Consider the following 23732-nt stretch of genomic DNA (forward strand, 5'->3'; position numbering starts at 1 on the left):
CGTGACGCGGCCCCGTTCCGAGGCCGGCGCGTCTCCTACGCCTCGACGACGTTCTGCGGCTTGCCCGCCACGAAGGCCTCGACATTGTCCACGAGCTGGTCGGCGAGGATCTGCATCGCCTCCTTGCTCGCCCAGGCGACGTGCGGGGTGACGATCAGATTCGGCAGATCGGCCTCGCACAGGATGTTGCCATCCTTCGGGGGCTCCTGGGCCACCACGTCGAAGCCGGCGCCGCCGATGGTGCCGTCCTTGAGCGCCTGGAGCAGCGCCGCCTCGTCCACCAGCCCGCCGCGGGCCGTATTGATGAGGATCGCGGACCGCTTCATCTTCTTGAGCTGCTCGGCCCCGATCATGTTCTTGGTGTCGGGGGTCAGCGGCACGTGCAAGGTGATTACGTCGGACTGGGTCAGGATGGTCTCGAGATCCACGAGCCCGTCCTGCGGGAACACGTCGAAGGCCAGCACCTTCATGCCCAGCGCCTCGGCCCGCTTGGCGATCGATTTGCCGAGTGCCCCGTAGCCGATGATGCCGAGCGTCGAGCCGGCGATGTCGTAGATTGGGTAGTCGAAGTAGCAGAACTGCTTCGACTTGTTCCAATCACCCCGGCGCACCGAGTTGGCGTAGGGCACGATCGCCCGGCGCAGGGCGAACATCAGGCCCACCACGTGCTCGGGCACGGTGTTGAAGGCGTAGTTGCGGATGTTGACGACCGTGATGCCCTGCGCCTTGGCGGCGGCCTTGTCGACGACGTCCGTGCCCGTGGCGGCCACCGCGATCAGCTTCAGGTCGGGAAGCTGCTTCAGCGTGTCGGCGCGCATCGGCACCTTGTTGATCAGCGCGATCTCGGCGCCTTGAAGGCGCTCGACGATCTCTTCCGGCGTCCAGGTCGACTCGTATTCCTTGTACTCGTGCGGGAAGTTGAATTCGCGCACGGTCGCGTCGAGCGACTCGCGATCGAGGAAGACGACTTTCTTTGTCATTCTGGACCCCTTCCGGATCGACCGGCGGGCGTAACGCCGGCCCCGTTTCCTCACTGTCTCGAAGCGTCTCCCGCAAAGGGGCCGGCAAGCCGGACCGTCCGCGGGGCGCCTTTCTCACCTTAGCGGAAGCGGCGCCGTTGGAACCGGCGCCGCTCACCAAAAATCAGGCCCGACGATCAGGCCTTGGCGAGGGGGTTCTCGCGCAGGTAGCTGGAGGCCGCGGCCACGCCCGAGCCCGGCGTCACCTTCACGCCGTTGTCGAGCAGCGACATCTCGGCACCGGCGATCGCGCCGAGCAGGGACAGCTCGTTCAGGTCGCCGACATGGCCGATGCGGAACACCTTGCCGGCGACCTGCGAGAGACCGGCGCCGAGCGCGAGGTTGTAGCGCACATAGGCGTGCTTGATGATCTTGGCCGCGTCCACACCCTCGGGCGCCAGGATGGCGGTGACGGTGTCGGAGTTCCACTCCGGCGACTTGGCGCAGGTCTTCAGGCCCCAGGCCGCGACGGCCTGGCGGGTCGCCTCGCCGAGCACCGCGTGGCGGTGATAGACGTTCTCCAGGCCTTCCTCGAACAGGCAGGCGAGCGCCTCGCGCAGGCCGTAGAGCAGCGGCAGCGGCGGGGTGTAGGGGAAGTAGCCGGCCGGATTCTGCTTCTTGTGGTCTTCCCAGTCGAAGTAGACGCGGGCGAGCCGGTCGTTGCGGCCGGACTGACCCTCGGCGGCCTTGAGCGCCTTCTGGCTGACGCAGATCACGCCGAGGCCGGCGGGCAGCATCAGGCCCTTCTGGGAGCCGGCGATGGCGCAGTCGACCTTCCACTCGTCGGCGTAGAACGGCAGCGAGCCGATCGAGGACACGCCGTCGACGAAGAGCATGGCCGGGTGGCCGGCGGCGTCGATCGCCTTGCGCACGGCGCCGATGTTGGAGGTCACGCCGGTCGCGGTCTCGTTATGGACCACCATGACGGCCTTGATCTCATGGTTCTTGTCGGCGCGCAGGGCCTCCTCGATCTTCTCGGGCTTGGCGCCGGTGCCCCACTCCTCCTCCTGGACGATTACGTCCAGGCCGAGGCGCTGGGCCATGTCGATCCAGAGGTGGCTGAACTGGCCGTAGCGCGAGGTCAGCACCTTGTCGCCACGGGCGAGCGTGTTGGTCAGCGCCGATTCCCAGATACCCGTGCCGGAGGCCGGGAACAGGAAGATCGTCCCCTCGGTCGAGCCGAACACCCGCTTGGTGTCCTCGAACAGGGGCTTGGTCAGGGACGGGAAGTCGACCGAGCGGTGATCCTCGGACTGCACCATCATGGCGCGCATCACCCGATCCGGGATGTTGGTCGGGCCGGGAACGAACAGGTGGTTGCGTCCCGGACGTCTCGTTGCCGCCATGACAATTTCCTCCACTTAAAAGCCTTGGGCGTCCGGGCCTTCGTGGCCGCGTTCCCGCCCGATCCTGAAGGCGGGCTTGGCGCCCGCCGCGAAACGTCCTCAAGCCCCGACGCCGGACGCGAAAAGGCCTCCCGCCGTCCGGGACCGTACCACCGCGATGTCGGATCGTTGACCATCCCGGAGCGGCGAGACGGCCGTCGCGCCGCTCGCGTCGCGGCGCGTGCAGACACGCCGGTCGCCTCCAGAGGATCGAACCCTCGATGCGTCAGCTTCGCGCCGCATTCAAGCGCGCTCCCGCTGATTGTTCAGCGCTCCCATTCGTCGCGGCCCTTTTCACGCCGCCGTCGGGCGCTGCCCAGCAGCAGACGACAGGCGCGGCACAAGACCTTGGCCGCCGTTATGCCTGCCCCGCCAGGGAATGGAAAACGGAAAAAACTGAACTGAAAAACAAAAAGATTTTCATATGCATGGCTCGCGGGCAGGCCCTGCGGCGGCAGGTTTTCGGGCGCGCCCCGCCGGATCGCGCATGCCGGCACGACGGCGGGAGGCCGGCAAGATGGTTCCTGCCCCCGTCATCAAACTGAGATCGGAATGCGATTTGGCTCTCCCCCGTCGCGATGCGGTTGCAGGGAGCCGGAGGCGCAAGTGACACAGGATCCGGAGTCGACCATCCGCGTTCGGACGCTCTTCCTGTCCGATCTCCATCTCGGCACCAAGGGCTGTCAGGCCGCCCTGCTGCTCGACTTCCTGCGCGACGTCGATGCCGACACGATCTATCTTGTCGGCGACATCGTCGACGGCTGGCAGCTCCGCTCCGGCTGGTACTGGCCGCAGGCCCACAACGACGTAGTGCAGAAGCTGCTGCGCAAGGTGCGGAAAGGGGCCCACGTCGTCTACGTGCCCGGCAACCACGACGAGTTCCTGCGCGACTATATCGGCATGACCTTCGGCGGCATCGAGGTCGCCGACAGCCGGCTCCACGTCGCGGCCGACGGAAAGCGCTACCTCGTCATCCACGGCGATCAGTTCGACATGGTGGTGCGCCATTCCAAGTGGCTCGCGCATCTGGGCGACTGGGCCTACACCACGGCACTCACCGTCAACACCGTCGTCAACCGGGTGCGCCGCCGCCTCGGGCTGGCCTACTGGTCGCTCTCGGCCTGGGCGAAGCTCAAGGTGAAGAACGCGGTCAACTTCATCGGCCAGTTCGAGACCTTCCTCGCCACGGAGGCCCGGCGGCAGGGAGCGGACGGGGTGATCTGCGGCCACATCCACCACGCGGCCCACCGCGACATCGACGGCCTGACCTACCTCAACACCGGCGACTGGGTGGAATCCTGCACCGGCATCGTCGAGCATTACGACGGCCGCATGGAGGTGCTGCACTACCCCGCCATGCTGCGGGAGCGCCGCGCCGCGGAGAGCTTCGAGCCCGACATCCGCCGCGCCGTCGCCTGACGAGATCCCCCTCGCATGCGCCGAGCCACGGACTTCCCCACGGACCATCCATGAGGCTGCTGCTCGCCACCGATGCGTGGCATCCGCAGGTCAACGGCGTCGTGCGCTCCATCGAGCGCATGGTGGAGGCCGGGGCCGGCCTCGGCGTCGAGCCGCTGATGCTGACGCCGGCCGATTTCGCCTCCCTGCCGATGCCCGGCTACCGGGAGATCCGCCTCTCGCTCGTCACCCGCTCCCGCGTGCTGGCGCGTTGGGACCGGCTGGCGCCGACCCACGTGCATATCGCCACGGAGGGACCGATCGGTCACGCGGTGCGTGCCGCCTGCCTTTCCCTCGGCCAAGCCTTCACCACGAGCTACCACACCCGCTTTCCCGAATACCTCGCCGCCCGCGCGCCGGTGCCGGAGGCCTGGAGCTATGCCTGGCTGCGCCGGTTCCACGCGGCGGCCAGCGGCACCATGGTCAGCACCCCCTCGTTGGAGCGGGAACTCACGGGGCGCGGCTTTCCCCGCCTGATGCGCTGGACGCGGGGCGTCGACACCGAGCTTTTCCGCCCCCGCGAAGCCGACGCCCTGGCAAGCGCCCTGGCGGACCTGCCGCGCCCGATCTTCCTCTCGGTGGGGCGGCTCGCGGTGGAGAAGAACCTCGCCGCCTTCCTCGCGCTCGACCTGCCCGGCTCCAAGGTCGTGGTCGGCGATGGGCCGGACCGGGCCCGGCTCCAGGCGCTGGCGCCCGAGGCGCACTTCCTCGGCGCGCTCACCGGCGAGGCGCTGGCGCGGGTCTACGCGAGCGCGGATGCTTTCGTCTTCCCGAGCCTCACCGACACCTTCGGCATCGTGCTCCTCGAAGCCCTCGCCTCCGGCCTGCCGGTGGCCGCCTTTCCCGTCACCGGCCCCCTCGACGTGATCGGCGGCACCGGAGCGGGCGCCCTCGACACGGACCTGCGCGCCGCCGCCCTGGCCGCCCTCGCCGTCCCGCGGGAGCGCTGCCGCGCGGAGGCCCTGCGCTACACCTGGGCCGAGAGCGCGCGCCAGTTCTACGACAACATCGCCCAGGCCCACGCGCTGGGGCCGATGCACCGGTCGGCCGGGCGGCCGAGCGGAGCGCCGCTGGCCCGCCCGGGCTGATTTTTTCCAGCTAAGGAAATCCTGTCAGCGGGCTTTTCGCCCGATCCGGGATGACCGGCGGCCTTGGGAATGCGAGGGTCCGCGCCATGGCCCTCCGCACGAAACCCGCCAAGACGCTGCGTCCCTTCGATCCCGCCCGCGCCGCGACCTACCCGGCGGTGATCGGCTGCGACGAAGTCGGTCGCGGGGCCCTGTGCGGGCCGGTGATGGTCGCCGCCGTCTGGTTCGATCCCCTTGCCTTCCCGCCGGAGATCCTGGCCCGGCTCGACGACAGCAAGCGCCTGGATCGCCAGACGCGCGAGGCGCTGACACCGCTGATCCGGGCCCATGCCCGGGTGGCGCTCGCGGCGGGTTCCCGGGCGCTGGTGGACCGGATGAACGTGCGCGGCGCGACCCTGGACGCGATGCGCCGGGCCGTGATGGCCCTGCGGCTCGACACGGACGTGCTCGTGGACGGGCGCGACCCGATCCCCGGCCTTGCCCAGCCGTGCCGGGCGGTGATCGGCGGGGACCGCCTCGTGCCGCAGATCGCCGCCGCCTCCATCGTCGCCAAGACCCTGCGCGACGACGTCATGCGCCGCCTCGCCCTGCGCCATCCGGCCTATGCCTGGGAGCGCAATGCCGGCTACGGCACGGCCGCCCACCTCGCGGGCCTCTCGGCGCTGGGGCGCAGCCCGCACCACCGGGTGAGCTTTACCGGACGCTTCGGGGTGGTGAGCGGCGCTCCGACCGCCTGAGGTTTCAGAACAGCGCGAGCTGATCCCCCACCCGTGGCGGCACACGGAAGAGCTCCGCCGTCTGGCGAACCGGCTCCTCCGAGAAGCCCAGCCGCCGCTTGGCCAGGGCGAAGCGGCGGCGGATCAGGTCGGCGTAGGGTCCCTGCCCGATCATGCGGGTGCCGAAGCTGGCGTCGTAGGTCTTGCCGCCGCGGGCCCCGGTCAGCAGGGAGAAGACGTGCTCCTTGCGCCCCGGATAATGCTCCGAGAACCAGTCGCCGACGAGGTCGTCGAGTTCGTGGGGCAGGCGCAGCAGCACGTAGTTCGCCTCGCACGCACCCGCCGCCCGCGACGCCTCCAGGATCGCCTCGATCTCGTGGTCGTTGAGCGAGGGGATGAGGGGCGCAGCGATCACCATCACCGGCACGCCCGCCTCGCTCAAGCTGCGGATCGCCTCCAGGCGCCGACGCGGGTGGGGCGCGCGGGGCTCCAGGCGCCGGGCGAGGTCCGGGTCGAGGGTGGTGACCGAGATCGCCACCTTCACGAGGTTCAGCGCCGCCATCTCCGCGAGGAGGTCGCGGTCGCGCAGGATCAGGTTCGACTTCGTGACGATGCCGACGGGATGGCGGAAGCGGGCCAGCACCTCCAGCACGGCGCGGGTGATGCGGTGGCCGCGCTCGATCGGCTGATAGGGATCGGTCGCGGTGCCGAGCGCGATGGTGCGGGGCCGGTAGCCCGGGGCCGACAATTCCCGCTCCAGAAGCGCTGCCGCATCCGGCTTGGAGAACAGGCGCGTCTCGAAATCGAGTCCCGGCGAGAGGCCGACATAGCCGTGGTTCGGCCGGGCGAAGCAGTAGATGCAGCCGTGCTCGCAACCGCGATAGGGATTGATCGAGCGGTCGAAGGGGATGTCCGGCGAGGCGTTGCGGGTGATGATGTGGCGCGCCCGCTCCGGGATCACCTCGGTGCGCAGCCTCGGCTCCGCTTCCTCGGGCCAGCCGTCGTCGAAGCTCTCGCGCCGGGTCGCCTCGAAGCGTCCCTCGGGATTGACGGTCGCCCCGCGCCCGCGCCGCGCCTCGAGCGCGACCCGCCGGCCTCGCGGCGGACCACCCGCGCCGTTCGCACCGAACTCCGCCGTCATGCCGCTCCCCGTTTTCCCCTCATTATAAGAACGAACAGCGAACAAAGAAAGCGGGAATGCACAAGTTTCATGCAGATGCGGGCTTCACCCGCGATCCGAAGCCGGAAGCGGCTCAAGCTGCGCAACGAATGCTTTGCGAAGACGCAAAATCGGTTATTCGCCCCGCATGATCACCGGTCTGATCCACGTGGCACGCCCGTCCGACCCGGCCGCGGTCGAATGCCTCGCCGACACGCTGAGCGCGCTCGTCGCGGGCGTGGCGGCGGGGCTCGTGGGCGATGCCGTGATCGTGACGGGAGCCCCCTGCTCCGCCCTGGAAACCATGGCCGAGGGCAGCGGCGCCACGCTGGTGGTGCGTCCGCCCGGCGCCGACCCGTGGAGCACGGGAGCGAAGGCGGCACGGCGCGAGTGGCTGCTCTGCCTGGAGCCCGGCGACATCCCGGCGGAGGGCTGGATCCGCGCCCTCGACCGCTTCGTCGGCACCGCCGGGCCCGACATGGCGCTCGGCCGGATGCGGCGCGGGCACGCCGCGCTCCCGGTTCGGATCGCCGCACGGGGCGAGAGCGTCATCGGCACCGCGCGGCCCCGCGCGGGCGACGTGGTGCGCCGGGACCGCCTGCTGACCGGCCTGCCCTTCTCGCCCCGCCTCAAGGTGCGGATGCTCTCGACCCGGATCGAGCGCGCCTGACGCACACGGGCGACCGCGACCGAGACGATCGGGATCGGCTCAGGGCCGACCGGTCTGGAACCATGCGGGGGCGGCCCGCATCAGCCCCATGAGGATGGCGGCGGCCAGGGCGGCCCCGAGGCTCATCTCGATCGCGTGCGCGTAGCCGGACCGTTCCAGGACCGTAGCGGCGGAGGCGATCGTCAGGCCGATGCCAGCGGGAACAAGTTGGGGGGCGGAGGCGTTCATACCTCTGCCCCTTACACGATCCTGCTTGCGCGAAGGTAACCTCGGCGCTTCGGCGCGCCGACAAAATTGCGCGAGGCGCGCGGCGACTCCATGCCCCGGAACGCGAAAGGCCGCCCCGTTTCCGGGGCGGCCTTTCGCGCCTTCGAAGCAAGGGAAGCGAGAGCTTACTTGATCTTGGCTTCCTTGAACTCGACGTGCTTGCGGGCGACCGGGTCATACTTCTTCATGACCATCTTCTCGGTCTGCGTGCGCGAGTTCTTCTTGGTGACGTAGAAGTAGCCCGTGTCGGCGGTCGAGACGAGGCGGATCTTGACGGTTACGGCCTTGGCCATGGCGGCGCTCCTGTAGCGGGTTCGGGGCGGTTCGCTTGGGTGGCGGCGCCAGCGCGGGCGAAACGCAAAAGGCCGGGAAGCCCCGGCCGAATTCCGGCGCGGTCAATGCCCGATGGGGGCGGTTTCGTCAAGCCGCGGGGCGGCGGACGGCCTCAGCGCGGCGGGTAGGTGTGCTCCTCGGCCGGGAAGCGGCCGGCCCGAACCTCGTCGGCGTAGGCGCGCACGGCCTCCTCGATATGCGTGCGCAGGGAGCCGAAGCTCTTCACGAATTTCGGCGCCCGGTCGCTGAGGCCCAGCATGTCCTCCAGCACGAGGATCTGCCCGTCGCAGGCCGCGGTCGCGCCGATACCGATGGTCGCCGCCCGGATCGCCGGATCGGTGGCGATGGCCCGCGCGACCGGCTCGACCATGCCCTCGAAGACGATGGCGAAGGCGCCCGCATCGCTGATGGCCCGGGCGTCGGCGCGCAGCCGTGCCTCGTCGCCGGCCCCGTGCCCCTGCACCTTGAAGCCGCCCATGGTGTTCACGGATTGCGGAGTGAGGCCGATATGGCCCATCACCGGCACGCCGCGCTCGGTCAGGAAGGCGACCGTCTCGGCGAAGCGCGCGCCACCCTCCAGCTTGACCGCGCCCGCCCCCGTCTCCTTGAGCACGCGGGCGGCGCTGAGGAAGGCCTGCTCGCGGCTCGCCTCGTAGGAGCCGAACGGCATGTCGACGACGACGAGGGCGCGATGGGTGCCGCGCATCACCGCCTGGGCCTGGAGGATCATCATCTCCAGCGTCACCGGCAGGGTCGATTCCATGCCGTGCATGACCATGCCGAGCGAGTCGCCGACCAGCACGAAGTCGCAATAGGCATCGACGATGCCGGCCGTATGGGCGTGGTAGGCGGTCAGCGCGATGATCTTGCGCCCCTCCGCCTTGCGCTTGATCAGATCCACCGCCTGCAGACGGCGCGTTTGAACGACCTGCGACATGGGGTGCGACCCGAAAAGGCTGGCGTTGCCTGAAGCCCGGCTCCGGCCGGGCGCATCGTGCGGAGACGCCTCTATAAGCCCGTTCACGCCGTCCCGCAGGAGGCATATGGGCTTGATCCGTTGGATCGTGGAGAGGTGTAACCCGGAGGGGCCTGGCCTGCTCCTGCGGTGACGCCCCACGTTCCTCACGCCACGGCCGCCGGTAAGCGGCGGCCGGGATCGTCGGCGCGATGCGATCGGAACGTCCCGCCTGCCCTTTTCGGGCGTTTCCTCCCTAGACTTCGAACCGCCTCCGGGTCCGCCGTTTTTCCGCCACATCCAGAGCCCTGTCAATGGCTCAGCCTCGACCGGAGGCACTTGAGATTGCAGGAATTTCGGCGACCCGGCGGGGGTCGGGCGAATTATGGCAAAATCGCGTCAGAGGGTCTTTTCGAGAAGCTGCTCGATCCACTCGGGCTGCGTCTCGCCGACGGAGCGGCCGACCTCGGCCCGGCCCTTGTAGACGATCAGGGTGCTCTGCATCTGCGCGCCGAACCGGCGCACGAGATCCCGCTCGGCGTCGAAGTCGATCGTGAAGACGGCCAGATCCTTGAAGCGCGGCTCGGCGGAGAGCGTCGCGAGGATCGGCTTCTGCGCCCGGCAGATCGGGCACCAGGGCGCCGAGATCTGCACGAGGATCGGCCGCCCCGCCGCCTGCGCCGCCTCGAAGGCCGCCGCGTCGTAGGCGACCGGGCCGGCGGCCTGCCCGGAAGCCGGCCAGCCGCCGGCCAGGAGCGCGATCGCGAGAAGGGCCTGTCGGCGGGTCGTCATCGGCTCGTTCTCGCGGCGTCGGTCACAGAGAGCCTCAGCGCTGCGCCTCGCGCCCGGCGGTCGCGGCGACCCAGGCCGGATCGGGCTTGGCCACCGCGGTGTCGTGATCGTCCTGCCAGCCCTCGACACCGAGGGGGAACCAGTGAACGCGGGTGTAGCCCGCCGCGATCAGCCGCTTGCCCGCGTTCCAGCTGCCCCAGCATTCCGGCCGGCAGAAGGTCACGACCGACTTGGACGGGTCGCCGCCGGTCAGCTCGGCGACGCGGCGGAGGAAGGCGTCCTCCTGGTCCGGCGGGAGCGGGGCGCCCCCGGCGCCCGGCAACCAGACGGCGCCGGGGATCGAGCGGTGCGTCGGCAGCCAGGGCCGGTCGTCCGGCAGCCCCGCGGGACGGCGGTCGGCGAGCACCACGTCGATGAGGACCGGCTTTTCGGGCAGAAGCCCTTCGAGGCCCTTCAGGTCGATGACGGTCGCGCCCTTCAGGGTTGCCGGCGTGTAGCCCCGGGGCGGCCCCGTATAGAGCCCGTCCGGCTCCGGCACGTTGACCGGGGAATCGGCCGGGCCGGCCGCGCCGAGCAGCAGGCTCAGCGCGGCGAGCGCCGCGGTTCTGGCGATGAGGCGCATCCGCTTAGGACTCAGTTACTCGCCGAGGGGAGCTGGAAGGTCTGCTCCCAGCGTCCGCCCTGGTTGTCGGAGGCCGCGACCTTCACCGGTCCCTTCCCATCCGGCTTGATGGCGAAGTTGATGACCGGGTTCGAAGCGATGGAGATGTCGCCGTCGAGCTGGAATACGAGTTGGTCGCCATGGCTCACGGCAAGCTTCTCGATGTAGCGGGCCGGCGTGTAATCGCGGGTGACCTGATTCATCTGCATCCCGGAGAAGTTCGGGTGGCGCACCATCAGGGTCGCCTCGACCGGCTTGGCCGATTGCGGCTCGCCCGAGAACTTCATGCGCATCTCGCCCATGCCCTTCATGGCCTCCTCGTCGCTCATGCCCATCGGGGCCGAGCAGCCGCCCGAGGCTTTGACGAACTTGGCCGATTCGAGGAGCTTGCCGTCCTTGGTTTCCACCACCGCGTGGACGTTGGTGTAGTTGTTCACCCGCACCCGCAGCCTGATCTCGCCGGGATCGGCGGCCGGGCCGAAGGTGAAGTGCGCCGCGTAGGGCGACGGGTTGTCGTCGATGATGAAGTAGAGGCCCTTCACGTTGTCCTTGTCGGCGAGCGTCAGGCCGATCGGCACCAGAGCGGCATCGAGCGCGCGGGCGGGCGCGTCGATGGTCACGGCGCTCTCGCGCGCCTCGACCTGCCGGTCGCCGAAGATCGTCTTCTTGATCTCGCTCCAGCGCGCGGCGCGCTCCTCGTCGGTGTCGGTGGCGCCGGCCATCACGTGCGTCGGCGCGAGCGCCGCGGCCGAGAGGGTGAGGCTGAGGGCGAGCATCAGGCGTTTCATGGTCGGTCTCCTTCCCGGAAGTCCCCGAAGCGTACGGCGGTCATTCCCATTCGAGTTCTTGATAGGCCTGGGTGACGTTGCGGCCGTTGTAAGTGTCGAACAGGGCCCACCTGTCCTTCTCCCCCTGCGCCACCGTGCGCACCGCGCTCTCGATGGGCACGCTGTCGGCCACGGCCTTGCGGGTCTCGTCGCGCAGCGCGGAGAGGTAACGCGTGAGGTCGGCAAAAGCGGGTGCGACATCGACCAGGGTCGGGCCGTGGCCGGGCACGGCCTTGGCCGCGCCCATTCCCTTGAGCCGCTCGATCTCTCCGAGCCAGCCGCGCAGGCTGCCGTCGAGGGAGGGGATGCGGCCGACGAAGAGCAGGTCGGCGGGAAACAGCAGGCCGCTGCCGGTGTCGAGCATGGAGAGGTCGCAGGAGGTGTGCGCGCTGCCATGGGCGGTGAGCCGCAGGACGCGTCCGCCGAGGTCGATCTCCGCCCGGTCCTTCACCTCCATGGTCGGGTAGACCACCTCCCCGGCCTTGTCCTCTCCGAGAATCTCGGCGAGGCGCTGGCGGTAGAACGCGCCGCGGGCGTCGAGTGCACCGCGCAAGGCGGCGTGGCCGACGAAGGTCGGGTTGTCGCCCCGGAAGGCGGCGGCGCCGAACACGTGGTCGGGATGGACGTGGGTGAGCATGACGAAGCGGATCGGCTTGTCCGTGCGCTTGGCGATCTCGGCGCGCAGCCATTGCCCATCCGTGAGGCTGCCGCCCGATTCGGTGACGAGCACACCGTCGCGCCCGACGATGAAGCCGATATTGGCGATTCCATCGGCATTCGCCGGCGTCGCCTCCGCGTCCGGCCCCCGCCGGATGAAGATGCCCGGTGCGACCTCGTCCATCGACAGGGACTCCGCCGCCAGCCCGAGCCGCGGCAGGCAGCACAGACAGAAGCCGCCGAACAGCGCCGCGCGGCGCGTGGCGCCGCCGCTCACCGCCGGCCTCCGGCGCCCGTCGATCCGAGGCACATCCGTGCCGCCATCTTCCGTTTCCTCCCGGCGTTTGCCGTTATATTGCAAACCATCTAGTAGGTAGATTTTTGGCACGTCAAGTGCCAGGGTCTCGCAAACCATGGGCTGGTCGCGGTCACGTGATCGGTCCCGGACGAACGGGCAGACGATGAGAGACACGCGCGCGTCGCTTCTCAGCGAGGCAGAGATCCTGGTGCGCGGCCGGGGCTATTCCGGCTTCAGCTACGCCGACCTCGCCGAGGCGGTGGGCATCCGCAAGGCGAGCATCCACCACCATTTCCGCACCAAGGAAGACCTCGCCCGCGCCCTGATCGAGGCCTACGACGCGCGCTACGACGCGGCGCTCGACGACATTTCGGGCCGGACCGCCGACGGGGTGGCCCGGATCGAGGCCTATGGCCGGCTCTATCTCGGCGGGGTCGAGCGCGGTCTCGGCTGCCTCTGCGCGGCGCTCGCCGTCGAATTGGAGACGTTGCCCGAGGCCTTGCGCCGCGCCATCACCGCCTTCTTCGACAAGCACATCGCCTGGCTCGCCGGCGTGCTCGAAGAGGGACAGATCAACGGCAGCATCCGCGCCGGTCTCGATCCGCAGGCCCATGCCCGCCTGATCGTCGCGGCCCTGGAAGGGGCCCTGCTGCTGGAGCGGTTCCTGGCGGGACCGGAAGGCTTCGAGCGGACATTGCGGGCGCTGAGCGAGGGGCTGCGGCCGGCCTCCTGATCTCTGCGGAGCCGAGATGCGTCGCGGCGGCCTTTCACGGCCGCCCGATGATACAATATGACAGGCATCATCTTCCGACCGTACCCGTCCCAGGATCCCGTATGTCCGACGCCTCTCCCCTCGCCGCCGCCTCCCAGAAGATCCCGGTGACCGTGCTCACCGGCTATCTCGGGGCGGGCAAGACGACGCTGCTCAACCGCATCCTCACCGAGCAGCACGGCAAGCGCTACGCCGTGATCGTCAACGAGTTCGGCGAGATCGGCATCGACAACGACCTCGTGGTCGGCGCCGACGAGGAAGTGTTCGAGATGAACAACGGCTGCGTCTGCTGCACCGTGCGCGGCGACCTGATCCGCATCATGGACGGGCTGGTGAAGCGCCGCGGCAAGTTCGATGCGATCATCGTCGAGACCACGGGGCTCGCCGACCCGGCTCCCGTCGCCCAGACCTTCTTCGTGGATCAGGATGTCGGCGACGCCGCCCGGCTTGACGCGGTGGTGACGGTGGCCGACGCCAAGTGGCTCAGCGACCGGCTGGCCGACGCGCCCGAAGCCAAGAACCAGATCGCCTTCGCCGACGTGATCCTGCTCAACAAGGCCGACCTCGTCTCGGGCGGGGATCTCGACCGGGTCGAGGCTCAGATCCGGGCGATCAACCCCTGGGCCAAGGTCCATCGCACCGAGCGCTGCGCGATCCCGCTCGATCAGGTGCTCGACCGCAATGCCTTCGACCTTTCGCGCATCCTCGACGTGGAGCCCGACTTCCTCGAGGAGGGCCACCACCATCATCACGACGAGCAGATGCAATCCGTCTCGGCCAAGCTCGACGGTCCGGTCGACCCGGAAAAGTTCATGCCCTGGATCTCCAACCTGACGCAGGTTCAGGGGCCGGACATCCTGCGCTGCAAGGGCATCGTCGCCTTTCCCGACGAGCCGAAGCGCTTCGTCTTCCAGGGCGTGCACATGATTCTCGACGGCGACGTTCAGGGTGATTGGGGTGCCGACGAGCCGCGCGTCTCCCGCGTGGTCTTCATCGGACGCAACCTCGACCCGGAGGCCATCCGCGAAGGCTTTTTCGCCTGCAAGGCATGAAGCGAGACCATTCGGCGACAGCAAAAAAGGGTCGCCCGGACGGGCGGCCCTTATTTCTTGATCCGCGGATCGGAAGGCGGCCGGGACCGAAGTCCCGATCCCGCTCTTAGAAATCCAGCAGCACCCCGGCCGAGCCGATGGCGGCGGCGGCGAGACCGAGCGCGAACACGCCGATCATCGCGTAGGAAATCACCTTCAGCATCGGTGCCCCTCGCGCTTCCGCATCGGGCGCCTTAGCAGCGGCTGCCGCCGGAGGTCTGGCCGTACTGCTGAACCGGGAAGTTCTGCTGGTTGGCATTGCCTTCCGCGGCCGAATTCATCGGGCAGCCGCGATAGATCGGAGCGCCCGGGCCGGCAAGCGAACCGGTCCACTCGGCGGCGTACGGCGCCGGATGCACATGGGCATTGCTGAAGGCCATGGCAGAGGAAACCGGAGCGACACCCAGAACAAGAGCGGCAACGGCGGCGGAAATACGGTTCTTCAAAGTCTTCTCCGATCCAGTTAGTCGGGCATCCCGGCGATCCGGCCGCCCCTTCGTCTTCGATGAACTTGATATGGTGCGCCCCTGCCCGCGGCGCCGTGTCGTTGCGCACGCAGCATCGTGGAACGATTCGGACGGCACTCCGAGAGTGCCATGAAGAGCCGGCATCCCGCCTGAATGCAGGGACAAGACTGCTCTTGAAGAGCGCTTTCCGATGCGGATCTGGACTGTATTCACGAAGCCGTGATCAGGACTTTACAGTACGCGGAAGGTCGTCGCTGGCGCCGGTCGGGGCACGGCGGGCGAACGGACTCCGGCGACGGCCCCGCCGCCCGCCGAGACGAAAGTCCGATCGCGGGTCGAGCCGCTCGTTGGTTAAAAGGCAACCTTTCGGTGCTTCGATGGCGCGGTCGAGGGATCGCGATCCCGGTGGCGCCGCTTCCAGCGGTTCCGGCGGGTGGCGTGTGCGACTCCCCGCCAGAGTTCGAGTTTGCCGATGCCCTCAACGACAGCCGCCTTCCCGGGCGTGCCGGCCGCCGCGGCGCCGTCGCGCTGGCGCGAGGGCGCCTGGAGCGGCGTCCCCGTCCTCCGGGTCGTCCATGGGCTGGCCGGCGCGCTGCACGCAGCCTTCATCTTCTTCGCCTGCTTCGCCTTCTCGGACACCTCGCCCTACGACGTCGTGGCGATCCCGACGATTCTGCTCTGGCTGGCGCTGGGCATCCGGCTGCACCGGGGGGCGATGCCGCTGGTCTTCCTGCTGCTGATCTATCTCGGCGCAATCGTCGTCGCGCTGGTGCCCTATCTCGACGAGCCGCTGCCGGTGACCTGGACGGTGCAGCTCATCTACCTCGTCGTGACCGGCATCTTCTTCGCCATGCTCTACGCCGACGACACGCGCGCACGTCTCGAGGTGGCGCTCAAGGCCTACACGGCGAGTTGCGTTCTCTCCGCCTTCCTCGGCATCGTCGGCTACCTGCAACTCCTGGGCATCGAGGACCTGTTCTATCGCTACGGCCGTGCCTCGGGCACCTTCCAGGACCCGAACGTGTTCGGCTCCTTCCTCACCCTCGGCGCGCTCTACCTCATGCACGGCCTCCTCTCCGGCTCCAGCCGGCGGCCGTTCCTGGCCCTGACGAGCCTCGTCGTCATCATGGCGGGCATCTTCCTGTCCTTCTCCCGTGGCTCCTGGGGCGGTACCGTCGTGGCGGTCGCCGTGATGGTCGGGGCGCTCTACACGACGAGCGGTTCGGGCCGCCTGCGGCGGCGGATCGTGACCATCGGCCTCGTCACCGCCGGGCTCGGCCTCGCGGCGCTTGCGGGACTGCTCTCCATCGACAGCGTCGCCGAGACCTTCCAGACCCGCGCCGCCGTCACGCAGGACTACGACGAGGGCGAGACCGGCCGCTTCGGCAACCAAGTCCGCGGCATGGGTCTGCTGCTGGAGCAGCCGCTCGGCATGGGGCCGCTGCAATGGCGCCTGATCTTCCGGCTTGAGCCGCACAATTCCTATATCGGCAGCTTCGCCAACGGCGGCTGGCTGGCCGGCGCCACCTTCATCGCCCTGGTCGCGGCAACCTCCTTCGTCGGCTTCCGGCTGATGGCGCGGCCCTCGCCCTACCGGGCCCACGCGCAGATCGTCTTCCCGGCGCTGTTGATGTTCTTCCTGCAGGCGATGCAGATCGACGTGGAGAAGTGGCGCCACGTCTACATGATGCTGGGCATGGTCTGGGCACTGGAGGCCGCACGCCTGCGCTGGGCCGGCTCCGCCGAGGCCCGGCTGGCACGGCCGTCGCACGGCGGACCGGGACGGCCGGAGCGGGGCGGGCTATGATGCGGCGTGGCGGTCGGGACGACGTGCCTGGAAGCCTCGACTGGGCCGCGGGTCCGGCCGAGCACGCGGCCGCGAATGTGGCCGGCAGTCCGCCTGGAGCGGTGAGCACCGTGAGCACCGGATCGGTGAGCGAGGCCGAACGCCTCGAAGCCCTGCGCGACCTGCGTATCCTGGACACCGATCCGGAGGCGCATTTCGATGCCCTGTGCCGTACGGCTCAGCGCCTGTTCGGGGTGGCGACGGCCTACGTCTCCCTGGTCGATGCCGAGCGGCAATGGCTGAAGGCCTGCTCCGGCAGCATGCCCGCGCAGACGCCGCGGGACGGCTCCTTCTGCAACCTCACCATCACCCAGGACGCGGTGCTCGTCGTTCCCGACGCCCGCCGGGACCCACGCTTCTCGAACCTGCCGATCGTGACGGGACCGCCGCACATCACCTTCTACGCGGGCGCCCCTCTGATCCTGCGGCCGGGCCTGCGGCTCGGCTCCCTCTGCCTCGTCGATCCCCGGCCGCGCGCGTTCTCCGCGGCCGACGAGGCGGCGTTGCGCGACCTTGCCGAGGTCGTCGTCGCGCAGCTGCGCCTCCATCGCGACAACCTCGCCTTCGCCACCGAGCGGGCGCTGCGGCAGATCCACGAGAGCACGATCCGCGCGCAGGGCGCCGAGATCGAGCGCCGGTCGGCGGACAACTCGCTTCTCACCATGGCCGAGCAGATCGCCCAGGTCGGCCACTGGCGCGTGAATTTCTCGGATGGCCGGCCGATCTATTCCGAGAGCTTCCTGCGCATCGCCGGTCTCGATCCGGCCGCGCCCCATCCCACCTTCACGCGGCTCTGCCATCCCGGAGATCGCGAGCGGGTCGAGGCGATCAGCGCCGCGGCGATCGCCGGCGGCGGCGATTTCGAGTTCGAGGCGAGAGTCGTGCGTCCCGACGGATCGGTGCGCGACATCATGGTGCGCGGCACCTGTAACAAGGACAGGGCCGGCCGCACGGTCGGCCTGTTCGGCATCCTCATGGATGTCACCGACCGGCTGCGGATCCAGGCGGAGATCCGCCGCAGCGAGCAGCGCTACCGCAGTCTCGCGGATTCCCTGCCGCTCCTCGTCTGGACCCTCGATCCGGGCAGCGGCGAGGCGACCTACGCCAATGCGCGCTTCGAGGAATATTACGGTCCGATCGGCCCGTCGCGGGCGCAGCGGCTCGGCCGCAACCATCCCGACGATGCGCCGGCCATGGAGGCGGCCTGGCAGGCGGCCCGCTCCAACGGCCGGGGCTACGACGGGCAGTGGCGCCTGCGGGCCCGGGACGGCTCCTACCGCTGGCACAAGCTGTCGCTCACGCCGGTCCGCAGCGCCGCCGATCCGGACGAAGTGACGGAGTGGATCGGGACCGCGCTCGACATCGACGAGATCGTCTCCGCCCGGCTCGCCGTGGAGGATACGAGCCGCCTGCTCGGCATCGCCCTCGAAGGGGCGGAGGCCGGCACCTTCGACTGGAACCTGCGCACCGGCATCACCCTGCTCTCGCCGGAGAGCGCCCGGCTCTACGGCCTGCCCGAGACGCGCGAACCCGTCGGCCTGTCGCCGACGGAATGGACGGCGGCCGTCCACCCGGACGACGTCGTCGAGACCTGGAACCGGATTCATCAGGCCATCGACTCCCGGGCCCGCTTCACGGCGGAATACCGGGTGGGTGGGCGCTGGATCTACGCCTGCGGCCGCACCCTCTACGGCCGCGACGGCCGGCCCTACCGGATGATCGGGCTGCATCTCGACATCACCGAGCGCAAGGCGGCCGAGGCGGCCCTGCGCGCGGTAACCGCGGAGGCACAGGCCGCCACGGCGGAGGCCGAGCGGGCGAGCGCGGCCAAGAGCGAGTTCCTCGCCGCCATGAGCCACGAGATCCGCACGCCCCTCAACGGCATCCTCGGCTACGCCGACCTCCTGCTCGAGCGCCCCCACCGCGATCCGGAGGAACGCCGCCGGCTGGAGCTGATCCGCGTCTCGGGCGAGACCCTGCTCACCGTGGTCAACGACGTCCTCGACGTCTCGAAGATCGAGGCGGGCCAGTTCGAACTCGATCCGCTTCCCTTCGCCCTGGGCAAGCTGATCGACGACACCGTGGCGATCATGCGCGGCAGCGCCCTCAAGAGTGCGCTGACCATCGAGGCCCGGATCGACCCGCACCTGCCCGAGACGGTGGTCGGGGACGCCACGCGGCTGCGGCAGGTCCTGTTCAACCTGCTCAACAACGCGGTGAAGTTCACGCCCGCCGGCTCCGTCACCCTCACCATCCGCTGCGAGGGCAGCCGCCCGCTCCCCTCGGGCGAGACCGCGGAGGCCTTGCGCTTCGAGGTCGCCGATACCGGCATCGGCATCGCCCCCTCGCATCAGGACCGGCTGTTCAAGCGCTTCAGCCAGGTCGACGGCTCGATCAGCCGGCGCTTCGGCGGCTCCGGGCTCGGCCTTGCGATCTGCCGGCACCTCGTCACGATGATGGGGGGCGAGATCGGCGTCGAGAGCGAAGAGAGGGTCGGCTCGACTTTCTGGTTCACCCTGGCCCTGCCGCGGGCCGTCTCCGTTCCCGCCGCCGGGGCCGCCCCCGTCCCGGCGGCACGGGAGGCCGGCACGGGCCCGGGCGGCGCGCGCATCCTCCTCGTCGAGGACGTACCGATCAACCAGACCCTCGCCCGGGCCGTCCTGGAGGCCCAGGGCTACCGCGTGGATGTGGCAGGGGACGGGGCCGGGGCGCTGGCGGCCATCGCCGAGGTCTACGGGAGCGGCGGCCCGATCCCCGATCCCTACGCCGTGGTGCTGATGGACGTGCAGATGCCGGGCATGGACGGGCTCACCGCCACGCGCCGGATCCGCGCCCTCGACGGCGCGGCCGCCCGGCTGCCGATCGTGGCCATGACCGCCAACGTGCTGGACGGACAAGTCCAGGACCTGCTGGAGGCCGGCATGGACGACCATGTCGGCAAGCCGTTCAAGCGCGCGCATCTCTGCGCCACGATCGAGCGCTGGCGCACCCTGGGCGCCGCGCGGGCCTTCGAGGCCGCGTCTGCGGTTCCGCCGCGCGTCGCGCCGCGGGTGATCGACCGGGCGACCTTCACCGCGGTGGAGGACATGATGGGCCGCGAGCACGTCCAGACGCTGCTCTCGCTGCTCGAATCGGATCTCGAGCTGCGCTTCGATTCCGAGGAGGCCGGTTCGGCTGAAGGCGCGCTCGACCGGGAGCAGATCGCCTACGACGCCCATGCCGTGATCGCCGCCGCCGGAGCCCTCGGCTTCGTCGGGCTGTCCGACCTGTGCCGGGAAATCGAGGCCGCCTGCCGGGAGGGCGCCGCCCTCTCGCCGCTGATCGACCGGCTCCGAGTGCTCCGCTCGGAGACGCTGGGCACCATCCGGGCCCTGCGGGCGGCGTGAGGGCCGATCCGGGGTCCGGCAAGCCTTGAGATCGGCCCTCTCGCGCGCCACCTGACAGCGGCCAAGCCCGTTTCCGCCGCCAGAGTCCGCCTTGCCGCCCCTCTTCGACTACGCCGCGCAAGCGGGCTCCGCGATCAAGGCCTTCGCGGAGGCCTCCAGCGACCTCCTGATCCAGCCGACGCTGCGCCTCGGCGTCACCGGTCTCGCCCGTTCCGGCAAGACGGTGTTCACGACAGCCCTCATCCACCACCTCGTGGAGGGCCACGCGCTCCCCGCCTTCGAGCCGGCGCATGCCGGACGCCTGCGCCGCGCCCGGCTCGTGCCGCAGCCCGACGACGACGTGCCGCGCTTCCCCTTCGAGGAGAATTTTACCGCGCTCACGGAGGCTCGGCGCTGGCCGGGCTCCACCGACCGGATCAGCCAGTTCCGCCTCGCCATCGAGTACGAGCGGGCGGGCGGCTGGCGCAGCGGGCCGGCGACGCTGATGCTCGACGTGGTGGATTATCCCGGCGAGTGGCTGCTCGATCTCGCCCTGGTCGATCAGAGCTACGTGGCGTGGTCGCGTGCCACCATCGCCGGCACCCGCCGGGCGGGCCGGGCCGAGATCGCCGCGCCCTGGCTCGCGGTGATGGCGGAGCTCGATCCGGCCGCGCCCCTCGACGAGGTGGTGGCCGAGCGTGCCGCCAACGCCTTCAAGGCCTATCTCGCGGCCCTGCGTGCGGGCGCGGAATCGGTCGCCACCACCCCGCCGGGGCGCTTCCTGATGCCCGGGGACCTCGCCGGCTCGCCGATGCTGACCTTCGCCCCGCTCGACCGGCTGGAAGAGGTGCAGGCGCCCGGCAGCCTCGGCGCCCTGATGGAGCGGCGCTTCGAGGCCTATAAGAGCAAGGTGGTGGAGCCGTTCTTCCGCGAGCATTTCCAGCGAGTCGACCGCCAGATCGTGCTGGTGGACGTGCTCTCGGCCGTCGATTCCGGGCCGGCGGCACTGGCCGAGCTGGAGGAGGCGCTGGACGCGGTGCTGCTCGCCTTCCGCATCGGCCGCAACAGCCTGCTCTCGCGCTTCTTCGCCCCCCGGGCCGAGCGGATCATGTTCGCCGCGACCAAGGCCGACCACCTGCACCAGTCGAGCCACGACCGGCTCGACGCGCTGCTGCGCCTGCTGGTCTCGCGGGCGATGCGCCGCACCGAGGCCGCGGGCGCCCGGGTCGGCACCGTGGCGCTCGCCTCCGTCCGCGCCACCCGCGAGACCACGGTCCATGACGGCGGCGAGGTGCTGCGCGCCGTCTCCGGCACGCCGGAAGCGGGCGAGCATGTCGGCGACGAGATCTTCGACGGGCTCTCGGAAGCCGCGGTGTTTCCCGGCGAATTGCCCGCCGACCCGCAGGCGGTGCTCGACGGGGCGGTCCCGCCGGGCTCCTTCCGCTTCCCGCGCTTTCGCCCGCCCCCGGTCAGGTCAGACGCGCTCGGCCGGCCGGGTCATCTGCCGCAGATCCGGCTCGACCGGGCCATGCAGTTCCTGATCGGGGATCGGCTGACGTGACCAACCCGCAGCGCCCGCGCGCCTTCCGTATCCCGTCCGCCGACCAGACGCCGCCCGAGGCCGCGACCGCCGAGGCGCCGCCTCCGCCGCGACCGGAGGTGCGCTTCGTCGACGAGCCCTACGAGATCGTCGACGCGGCCGACGGCGTCGCCGTGCCGGTGGCACCCAAGCGTCGGGCGCCCTGGCTCTCGATCCTGTTCAGCGCGCTCGGCGGGCTCGTCACAATCGCGGTCGGCCTCTCCATCGAGCGGCTGATCACCGACCTGTTCGCCACCGCCCCCTGGCTCGGCTTCGTCGCGCTGGCCCTTCTCGGAATTGCGGCGGTCGCGCTCACGGCCCTCGTCGCCCGCGAGGCGCTCGGCGTCTGGCGCGAACGCAAGATCGAGGCTTTGCGCGAGCGCGCGCTCGCGGCGCTTTCGACCCGCGATCACACCGCGGCGCAGGGTGTGGTGCAGGAGTTGCGCGGCTTCTACACGGGCCGGCCGGCGCTCGCCGCCGGCATCCGGCGGCTGGACGCCGTGGGGGACGCGATCCTCGACGTGGACGACCGTCTGGCGCTGGCCGAGGGCGAGTTGCTGAGCCCCCTCGACCGGCAGGCCAAGGCGGCCATCGCACAGGCCGCGAGCCAGGTCTCGGCCGTGACGGCTTTGAGCCCGCGAGCCATCGTCGACGTCGCCTTCGTGGTGTTTTCCGCCGCCCGGCTCCTGCGCCGGATCGCGGCGATCTACGGGGGCCGCCCCGGCCTGCTCGGCTTCCTGCGGCTCGCGAGGGCGGCTCTGGCCCACCTCACCGTGACCGGCGGCATGGCGGTGGGCGAGGGCATGCTGCATCAGGTGCTCGGTCTGGGGCTCGCTGCCCGCGTCTCGGCCAAGCTGGGTGAGGGCGTGCTCAACGGGCTGATGACGGCCCGCTTCGGCCTCGCGGCGCTTGCCGTCTGTCGCCCCCTGCCCTTCGTCCGCGTGAGCCCGCCCACAGTCAACGACGTCGCCGGCCAGCTTTTCCGCAGCAGCGAGGACAGGGCGTAACGCGCCCTCGCCCTTGCGCATCCTGTCGATGAAGTTCCCGGCAGTGCCCCGAACAAGAAAGCTCCCGCACCGGCCGGTGCGGGAGCTTCTCATTCAGACGGCCTTGCAGACGGCCTTGAGGCTTGGACGGCCCCGGGGCGCGACGATCAGCAGTCGTCGCCGCCCTTCTTGTCGCCGAGCTTCTGATCGTGGCCGGCCGCGTTCATCGCGCCGACGGTGCCCGGAGCGGCCGGCTGGTCGCCGCCCGCGGTGTTCTTGGCGGACGAGGTCTGGTCCGAGCCCGGCTTGTTGCCGACGCCCTGACCGGCGCCGACATTGTTCATCGCGCCGACGGTGCCGGGGGAAGCCGGCTGCTGACCGCCCGCGAGGTTCTTCGAGCCTGCCTCGGCACCGCTGCCGGTGCTGCTGTTCGAGGCCGTCGAGCCCTCGGGAGCCTTGGCGGTGCTGCCGGTGTTGCACGGCGCGGCGAGGGCGGAACCGGCGATGAAGGCGAAAGCGGTGGCGGTGGCGATGGTCTTCGTGAACGTCACGATAGCGTTCCTCCGATTCTGTCCGACCGGAATTGCCGACCGGTGTGCCCGGAGAAAGCGATTAAGGAAATTTTAGTTCCCGATTCTTCCCAGGATGAATTATTTTTTGGGGTCCGTGGATGAGAACCGCTTTCGGTCCCTTGGGGGAAGTCGGCGCGATACCGTCGGTTTCTTGATCTGAGCAAAAGCCCAGGACTCAGAGTGGCGCGAGGAAGCCTGCGAGCCGCATCAGACCCTCGGGCCAGGGCCCGTGGCCGCTCGCCACGTTGATGTGGCCGGATTCCCCCGCATCCACCAGCGCCGAGCCCCAAGCATAGGCGTAATCCTCCGCCCGCTCGTAGGTGCAATGCGGATCGGTGCGGCTTGCCACCAGGAGCGAGGGGAACGGCAGGGGATCGCGCGGGACGGGAGCGAAGGCACGCACGCTCTCGGGAAGTTCCGCGCCCGCCTCGATATCGGGGAAGGCCACGAGCAAGGCCCCGATCACGGCACCGGGCGCGAAGCGCGGCGCGGCCTCTACCGCCGCCACGACGCCGAGGCTGTGAGCGATCAGCACCACGGGGCGCGTCGCGGCGGCGACCGCCTCGGCGACGCGGGCGCGCCATGCTTCCGGGTCGGGCCGGTGCCAATCGGCCTGCGCGACGATCCGCGCGGTCTTGAGCCGCGACGCCCAGCGGGCCTGCCAATGCTCCTCCTCGGAGCCGGCATAGCCGGGCAGGATCAGGATGTCGCAATCGGCAGTCTTCATGGGCGGTCTTTTCGGACGTGCAGCACCTCTACGCAACGGGCG

At 70.0% G+C, this 23732-nt stretch carries 23 protein-coding genes; 10 read left to right on the plus strand and 13 right to left on the minus strand.

All coding sequences use genetic code 11. From position 1 onward, the window contains the following. Positions 1-35: 35 nt before the first annotated feature. Complete coding sequence (locus tag BY998_RS03695; protein WP_110350286.1) at positions 36-980, minus strand: D-2-hydroxyacid dehydrogenase; 945 nt, start codon at positions 978-980, stop codon at positions 36-38. A 176-nt stretch (positions 981-1156) separates the two neighbouring features. Continuing rightward, positions 1157-2365, minus strand: coding sequence for an aminotransferase class V-fold PLP-dependent enzyme (locus tag BY998_RS03700; RefSeq protein WP_110350287.1), 1209 nt, complete (start codon positions 2363-2365; stop codon positions 1157-1159). A 645-nt stretch (positions 2366-3010) separates the two neighbouring features. Between BY998_RS03700 and BY998_RS03705 the strand changes: the two genes are divergently transcribed. The 3 genes from BY998_RS03705 to BY998_RS03715 all read left to right on the plus strand — a co-directional run bounded on the left by BY998_RS03705 (position 3011) and on the right by BY998_RS03715 (position 5687). Further along, a complete protein-coding gene (locus BY998_RS03705; RefSeq protein WP_110350288.1) occupies positions 3011-3823 on the plus strand; it encodes a UDP-2,3-diacylglucosamine diphosphatase in 813 nt (270 codons plus the stop codon). 50 nt (positions 3824-3873) lie between these two features. Continuing rightward, positions 3874-4950, plus strand: a complete 1077-nt coding sequence (locus BY998_RS03710) for a glycosyltransferase family 1 protein (RefSeq protein WP_110350289.1) — start codon at positions 3874-3876, stop codon at positions 4948-4950. An 86-nt stretch (positions 4951-5036) separates the two neighbouring features. Next, a complete protein-coding gene (locus BY998_RS03715; protein WP_110350290.1) occupies positions 5037-5687 on the plus strand; it encodes a ribonuclease HII in 651 nt (216 codons plus the stop codon). A 4-nt stretch (positions 5688-5691) separates the two neighbouring features. On the opposite strand, the gene BY998_RS03720 is transcribed toward BY998_RS03715, so the two are convergent. Then, complete coding sequence (locus BY998_RS03720; protein ID WP_110350291.1) at positions 5692-6807, minus strand: PA0069 family radical SAM protein; 1116 nt, start codon at positions 6805-6807, stop codon at positions 5692-5694. A 166-nt stretch (positions 6808-6973) separates the two neighbouring features. On the opposite strand from BY998_RS03720, the gene BY998_RS03725 reads away from it, so the two are divergent. After that, positions 6974-7495, plus strand: a complete 522-nt coding sequence (locus BY998_RS03725; protein WP_110350292.1) for a hypothetical protein — start codon at positions 6974-6976, stop codon at positions 7493-7495. Positions 7496-7534: 39 nt separating this feature from the next. Here the strand turns inward: BY998_RS03725 and BY998_RS03730 are convergent, their stop codons facing one another. From BY998_RS03730 to BY998_RS03760, 7 genes are all read right to left on the minus strand, one after another. Next, positions 7535-7723: a hypothetical protein gene (locus BY998_RS03730; RefSeq protein ID WP_110350293.1), complete on the minus strand. Its 189-nt coding sequence runs from the start codon at positions 7721-7723 to the stop codon at positions 7535-7537. A gap of 164 nt (positions 7724-7887) precedes the next feature. After that, the gene (rpmG, locus tag BY998_RS03735; protein ID WP_003602581.1) at positions 7888-8055 is read right to left on the minus strand and encodes a 50S ribosomal protein L33; all 168 of its coding nucleotides are present in this window, start codon (positions 8053-8055) and stop codon (positions 7888-7890) included. A gap of 152 nt (positions 8056-8207) precedes the next feature. Continuing rightward, positions 8208-9032, minus strand: a complete 825-nt coding sequence (gene panB, locus BY998_RS03740; RefSeq protein WP_110350294.1) for a 3-methyl-2-oxobutanoate hydroxymethyltransferase — start codon at positions 9030-9032, stop codon at positions 8208-8210. 417 nt (positions 9033-9449) lie between these two features. Further along, positions 9450-9842: a thioredoxin family protein gene (locus BY998_RS03745; protein ID WP_110350295.1), complete on the minus strand. Its 393-nt coding sequence runs from the start codon at positions 9840-9842 to the stop codon at positions 9450-9452. 34 nt (positions 9843-9876) lie between these two features. After that, positions 9877-10464 (minus strand): rhodanese-like domain-containing protein, encoded by a 588-nt coding sequence (locus tag BY998_RS03750; protein ID WP_110350296.1) that lies wholly within the window; start codon positions 10462-10464, stop codon positions 9877-9879. Positions 10465-10475: 11 nt separating this feature from the next. After that, on the minus strand, positions 10476-11291 hold the full coding sequence (locus BY998_RS03755; protein WP_110350297.1) for a quinoprotein dehydrogenase-associated SoxYZ-like carrier: 816 nt from the start codon (positions 11289-11291) through the stop codon (positions 10476-10478). A gap of 40 nt (positions 11292-11331) precedes the next feature. Then, complete coding sequence (locus tag BY998_RS03760) at positions 11332-12264, minus strand: quinoprotein relay system zinc metallohydrolase 2 (protein WP_110350298.1); 933 nt, start codon at positions 12262-12264, stop codon at positions 11332-11334. A gap of 184 nt (positions 12265-12448) precedes the next feature. Here BY998_RS03760 and BY998_RS03765 point away from each other — a divergent pair, with 184 nt between their 5' ends. Both BY998_RS03765 and BY998_RS03770 read left to right on the plus strand, forming a co-directional pair. Further along, positions 12449-13018 carry a TetR/AcrR family transcriptional regulator gene (locus BY998_RS03765; protein ID WP_110350299.1) on the plus strand — a complete coding sequence of 190 codons (570 nt, stop codon included), beginning with the start codon at positions 12449-12451 and terminating at the stop codon, positions 13016-13018. A gap of 101 nt (positions 13019-13119) precedes the next feature. Then, a complete protein-coding gene (locus BY998_RS03770; RefSeq protein WP_110350300.1) occupies positions 13120-14109 on the plus strand; it encodes a GTP-binding protein in 990 nt (329 codons plus the stop codon). Positions 14110-14342: 233 nt separating this feature from the next. Here the strand turns inward: BY998_RS03770 and BY998_RS03775 are convergent, their stop codons facing one another. Then, positions 14343-14594 (minus strand): hypothetical protein, encoded by a 252-nt coding sequence (locus tag BY998_RS03775; protein WP_110350301.1) that lies wholly within the window; start codon positions 14592-14594, stop codon positions 14343-14345. A gap of 493 nt (positions 14595-15087) precedes the next feature. Between BY998_RS03775 and BY998_RS03780 the strand changes: the two genes are divergently transcribed. The 4 genes from BY998_RS03780 (at position 15088) to BY998_RS03795 (ending at position 22412) form a co-directional block, all read left to right on the plus strand. Beyond that, positions 15088-16422, plus strand: coding sequence for an O-antigen ligase family protein (locus tag BY998_RS03780; protein WP_245421471.1), 1335 nt, complete (start codon positions 15088-15090; stop codon positions 16420-16422). A gap of 110 nt (positions 16423-16532) precedes the next feature. Next, complete coding sequence (locus BY998_RS03785) at positions 16533-19847, plus strand: PAS domain-containing protein (RefSeq protein WP_110350623.1); 3315 nt, start codon at positions 16533-16535, stop codon at positions 19845-19847. Positions 19848-19938: 91 nt separating this feature from the next. Continuing rightward, positions 19939-21387: a YcjX family protein gene (locus BY998_RS03790; protein ID WP_110350303.1), complete on the plus strand. Its 1449-nt coding sequence runs from the start codon at positions 19939-19941 to the stop codon at positions 21385-21387. Next, positions 21384-22412, plus strand: a complete 1029-nt coding sequence (locus tag BY998_RS03795; RefSeq protein WP_110350304.1) for a TIGR01620 family protein — start codon at positions 21384-21386, stop codon at positions 22410-22412. The genes BY998_RS03790 and BY998_RS03795 overlap by 4 nt, the downstream gene beginning before the upstream one ends. A 146-nt stretch (positions 22413-22558) precedes the next feature. Here the strand turns inward: BY998_RS03795 and BY998_RS03800 are convergent, their stop codons facing one another. Together BY998_RS03800 and BY998_RS03805 are read right to left on the minus strand one after the other, a co-directional pair. Further along, positions 22559-22942, minus strand: coding sequence for an exopolysaccharide production protein YjbE (locus BY998_RS03800; RefSeq protein ID WP_110350305.1), 384 nt, complete (start codon positions 22940-22942; stop codon positions 22559-22561). A 196-nt stretch (positions 22943-23138) separates the two neighbouring features. After that, on the minus strand, positions 23139-23690 hold the full coding sequence (locus BY998_RS03805) for an alpha/beta hydrolase (RefSeq protein WP_110350306.1): 552 nt from the start codon (positions 23688-23690) through the stop codon (positions 23139-23141). Between the last annotated feature and the right edge of the window lie 42 nt (positions 23691-23732).

It is taken from the genome of Methylobacterium sp. B4, from assembly GCF_003201865.1.
In the GTDB taxonomy this organism is placed as follows: Bacteria; Pseudomonadota; Alphaproteobacteria; order Rhizobiales; family Beijerinckiaceae; genus Methylobacterium.

Bases quoted from the DNA above. Each gene is read 5' to 3' on its own strand.
- BY998_RS03715 (WP_110350290.1), top strand. From the start codon at position 5,037: ATGGCCCTCCGCACGAAACCCGCCAAGACGCTGCGTCCCTTCGATCCC.
- BY998_RS03745 (WP_110350295.1), bottom strand. From the start codon at position 9,842: ATGACGACCCGCCGACAGGCCCTTCTCGCGATCGCGCTCCTGGCCGGC.
- BY998_RS03750 (WP_110350296.1), bottom strand. From the start codon at position 10,464: ATGCGCCTCATCGCCAGAACCGCGGCGCTCGCCGCGCTGAGCCTGCTG.
- BY998_RS03700 (WP_110350287.1), bottom strand. From the start codon at position 2,365: ATGGCGGCAACGAGACGTCCGGGACGCAACCACCTGTTCGTTCCCGGC.
- BY998_RS03710 (WP_110350289.1), top strand. From the start codon at position 3,874: ATGAGGCTGCTGCTCGCCACCGATGCGTGGCATCCGCAGGTCAACGGC.
- BY998_RS03765 (WP_110350299.1), top strand. From the start codon at position 12,449: ATGAGAGACACGCGCGCGTCGCTTCTCAGCGAGGCAGAGATCCTGGTG.
- BY998_RS03805 (WP_110350306.1), bottom strand. From the start codon at position 23,690: ATGAAGACTGCCGATTGCGACATCCTGATCCTGCCCGGCTATGCCGGC.
- BY998_RS03695 (WP_110350286.1), bottom strand. From the start codon at position 980: ATGACAAAGAAAGTCGTCTTCCTCGATCGCGAGTCGCTCGACGCGACC.
- BY998_RS03770 (WP_110350300.1), top strand. From the start codon at position 13,120: ATGTCCGACGCCTCTCCCCTCGCCGCCGCCTCCCAGAAGATCCCGGTG.
- BY998_RS03725 (WP_110350292.1), top strand. From the start codon at position 6,974: ATGATCACCGGTCTGATCCACGTGGCACGCCCGTCCGACCCGGCCGCG.
- BY998_RS03730 (WP_110350293.1), bottom strand. From the start codon at position 7,723: ATGAACGCCTCCGCCCCCCAACTTGTTCCCGCTGGCATCGGCCTGACG.
- BY998_RS03780 (WP_245421471.1), top strand. From the start codon at position 15,088: ATGCCCTCAACGACAGCCGCCTTCCCGGGCGTGCCGGCCGCCGCGGCG.
- panB (WP_110350294.1), bottom strand. From the start codon at position 9,032: ATGTCGCAGGTCGTTCAAACGCGCCGTCTGCAGGCGGTGGATCTGATC.
- BY998_RS03755 (WP_110350297.1), bottom strand. From the start codon at position 11,291: ATGAAACGCCTGATGCTCGCCCTCAGCCTCACCCTCTCGGCCGCGGCG.
- rpmG (WP_003602581.1), bottom strand. From the start codon at position 8,055: ATGGCCAAGGCCGTAACCGTCAAGATCCGCCTCGTCTCGACCGCCGAC.
- BY998_RS03720 (WP_110350291.1), bottom strand. From the start codon at position 6,807: ATGACGGCGGAGTTCGGTGCGAACGGCGCGGGTGGTCCGCCGCGAGGC.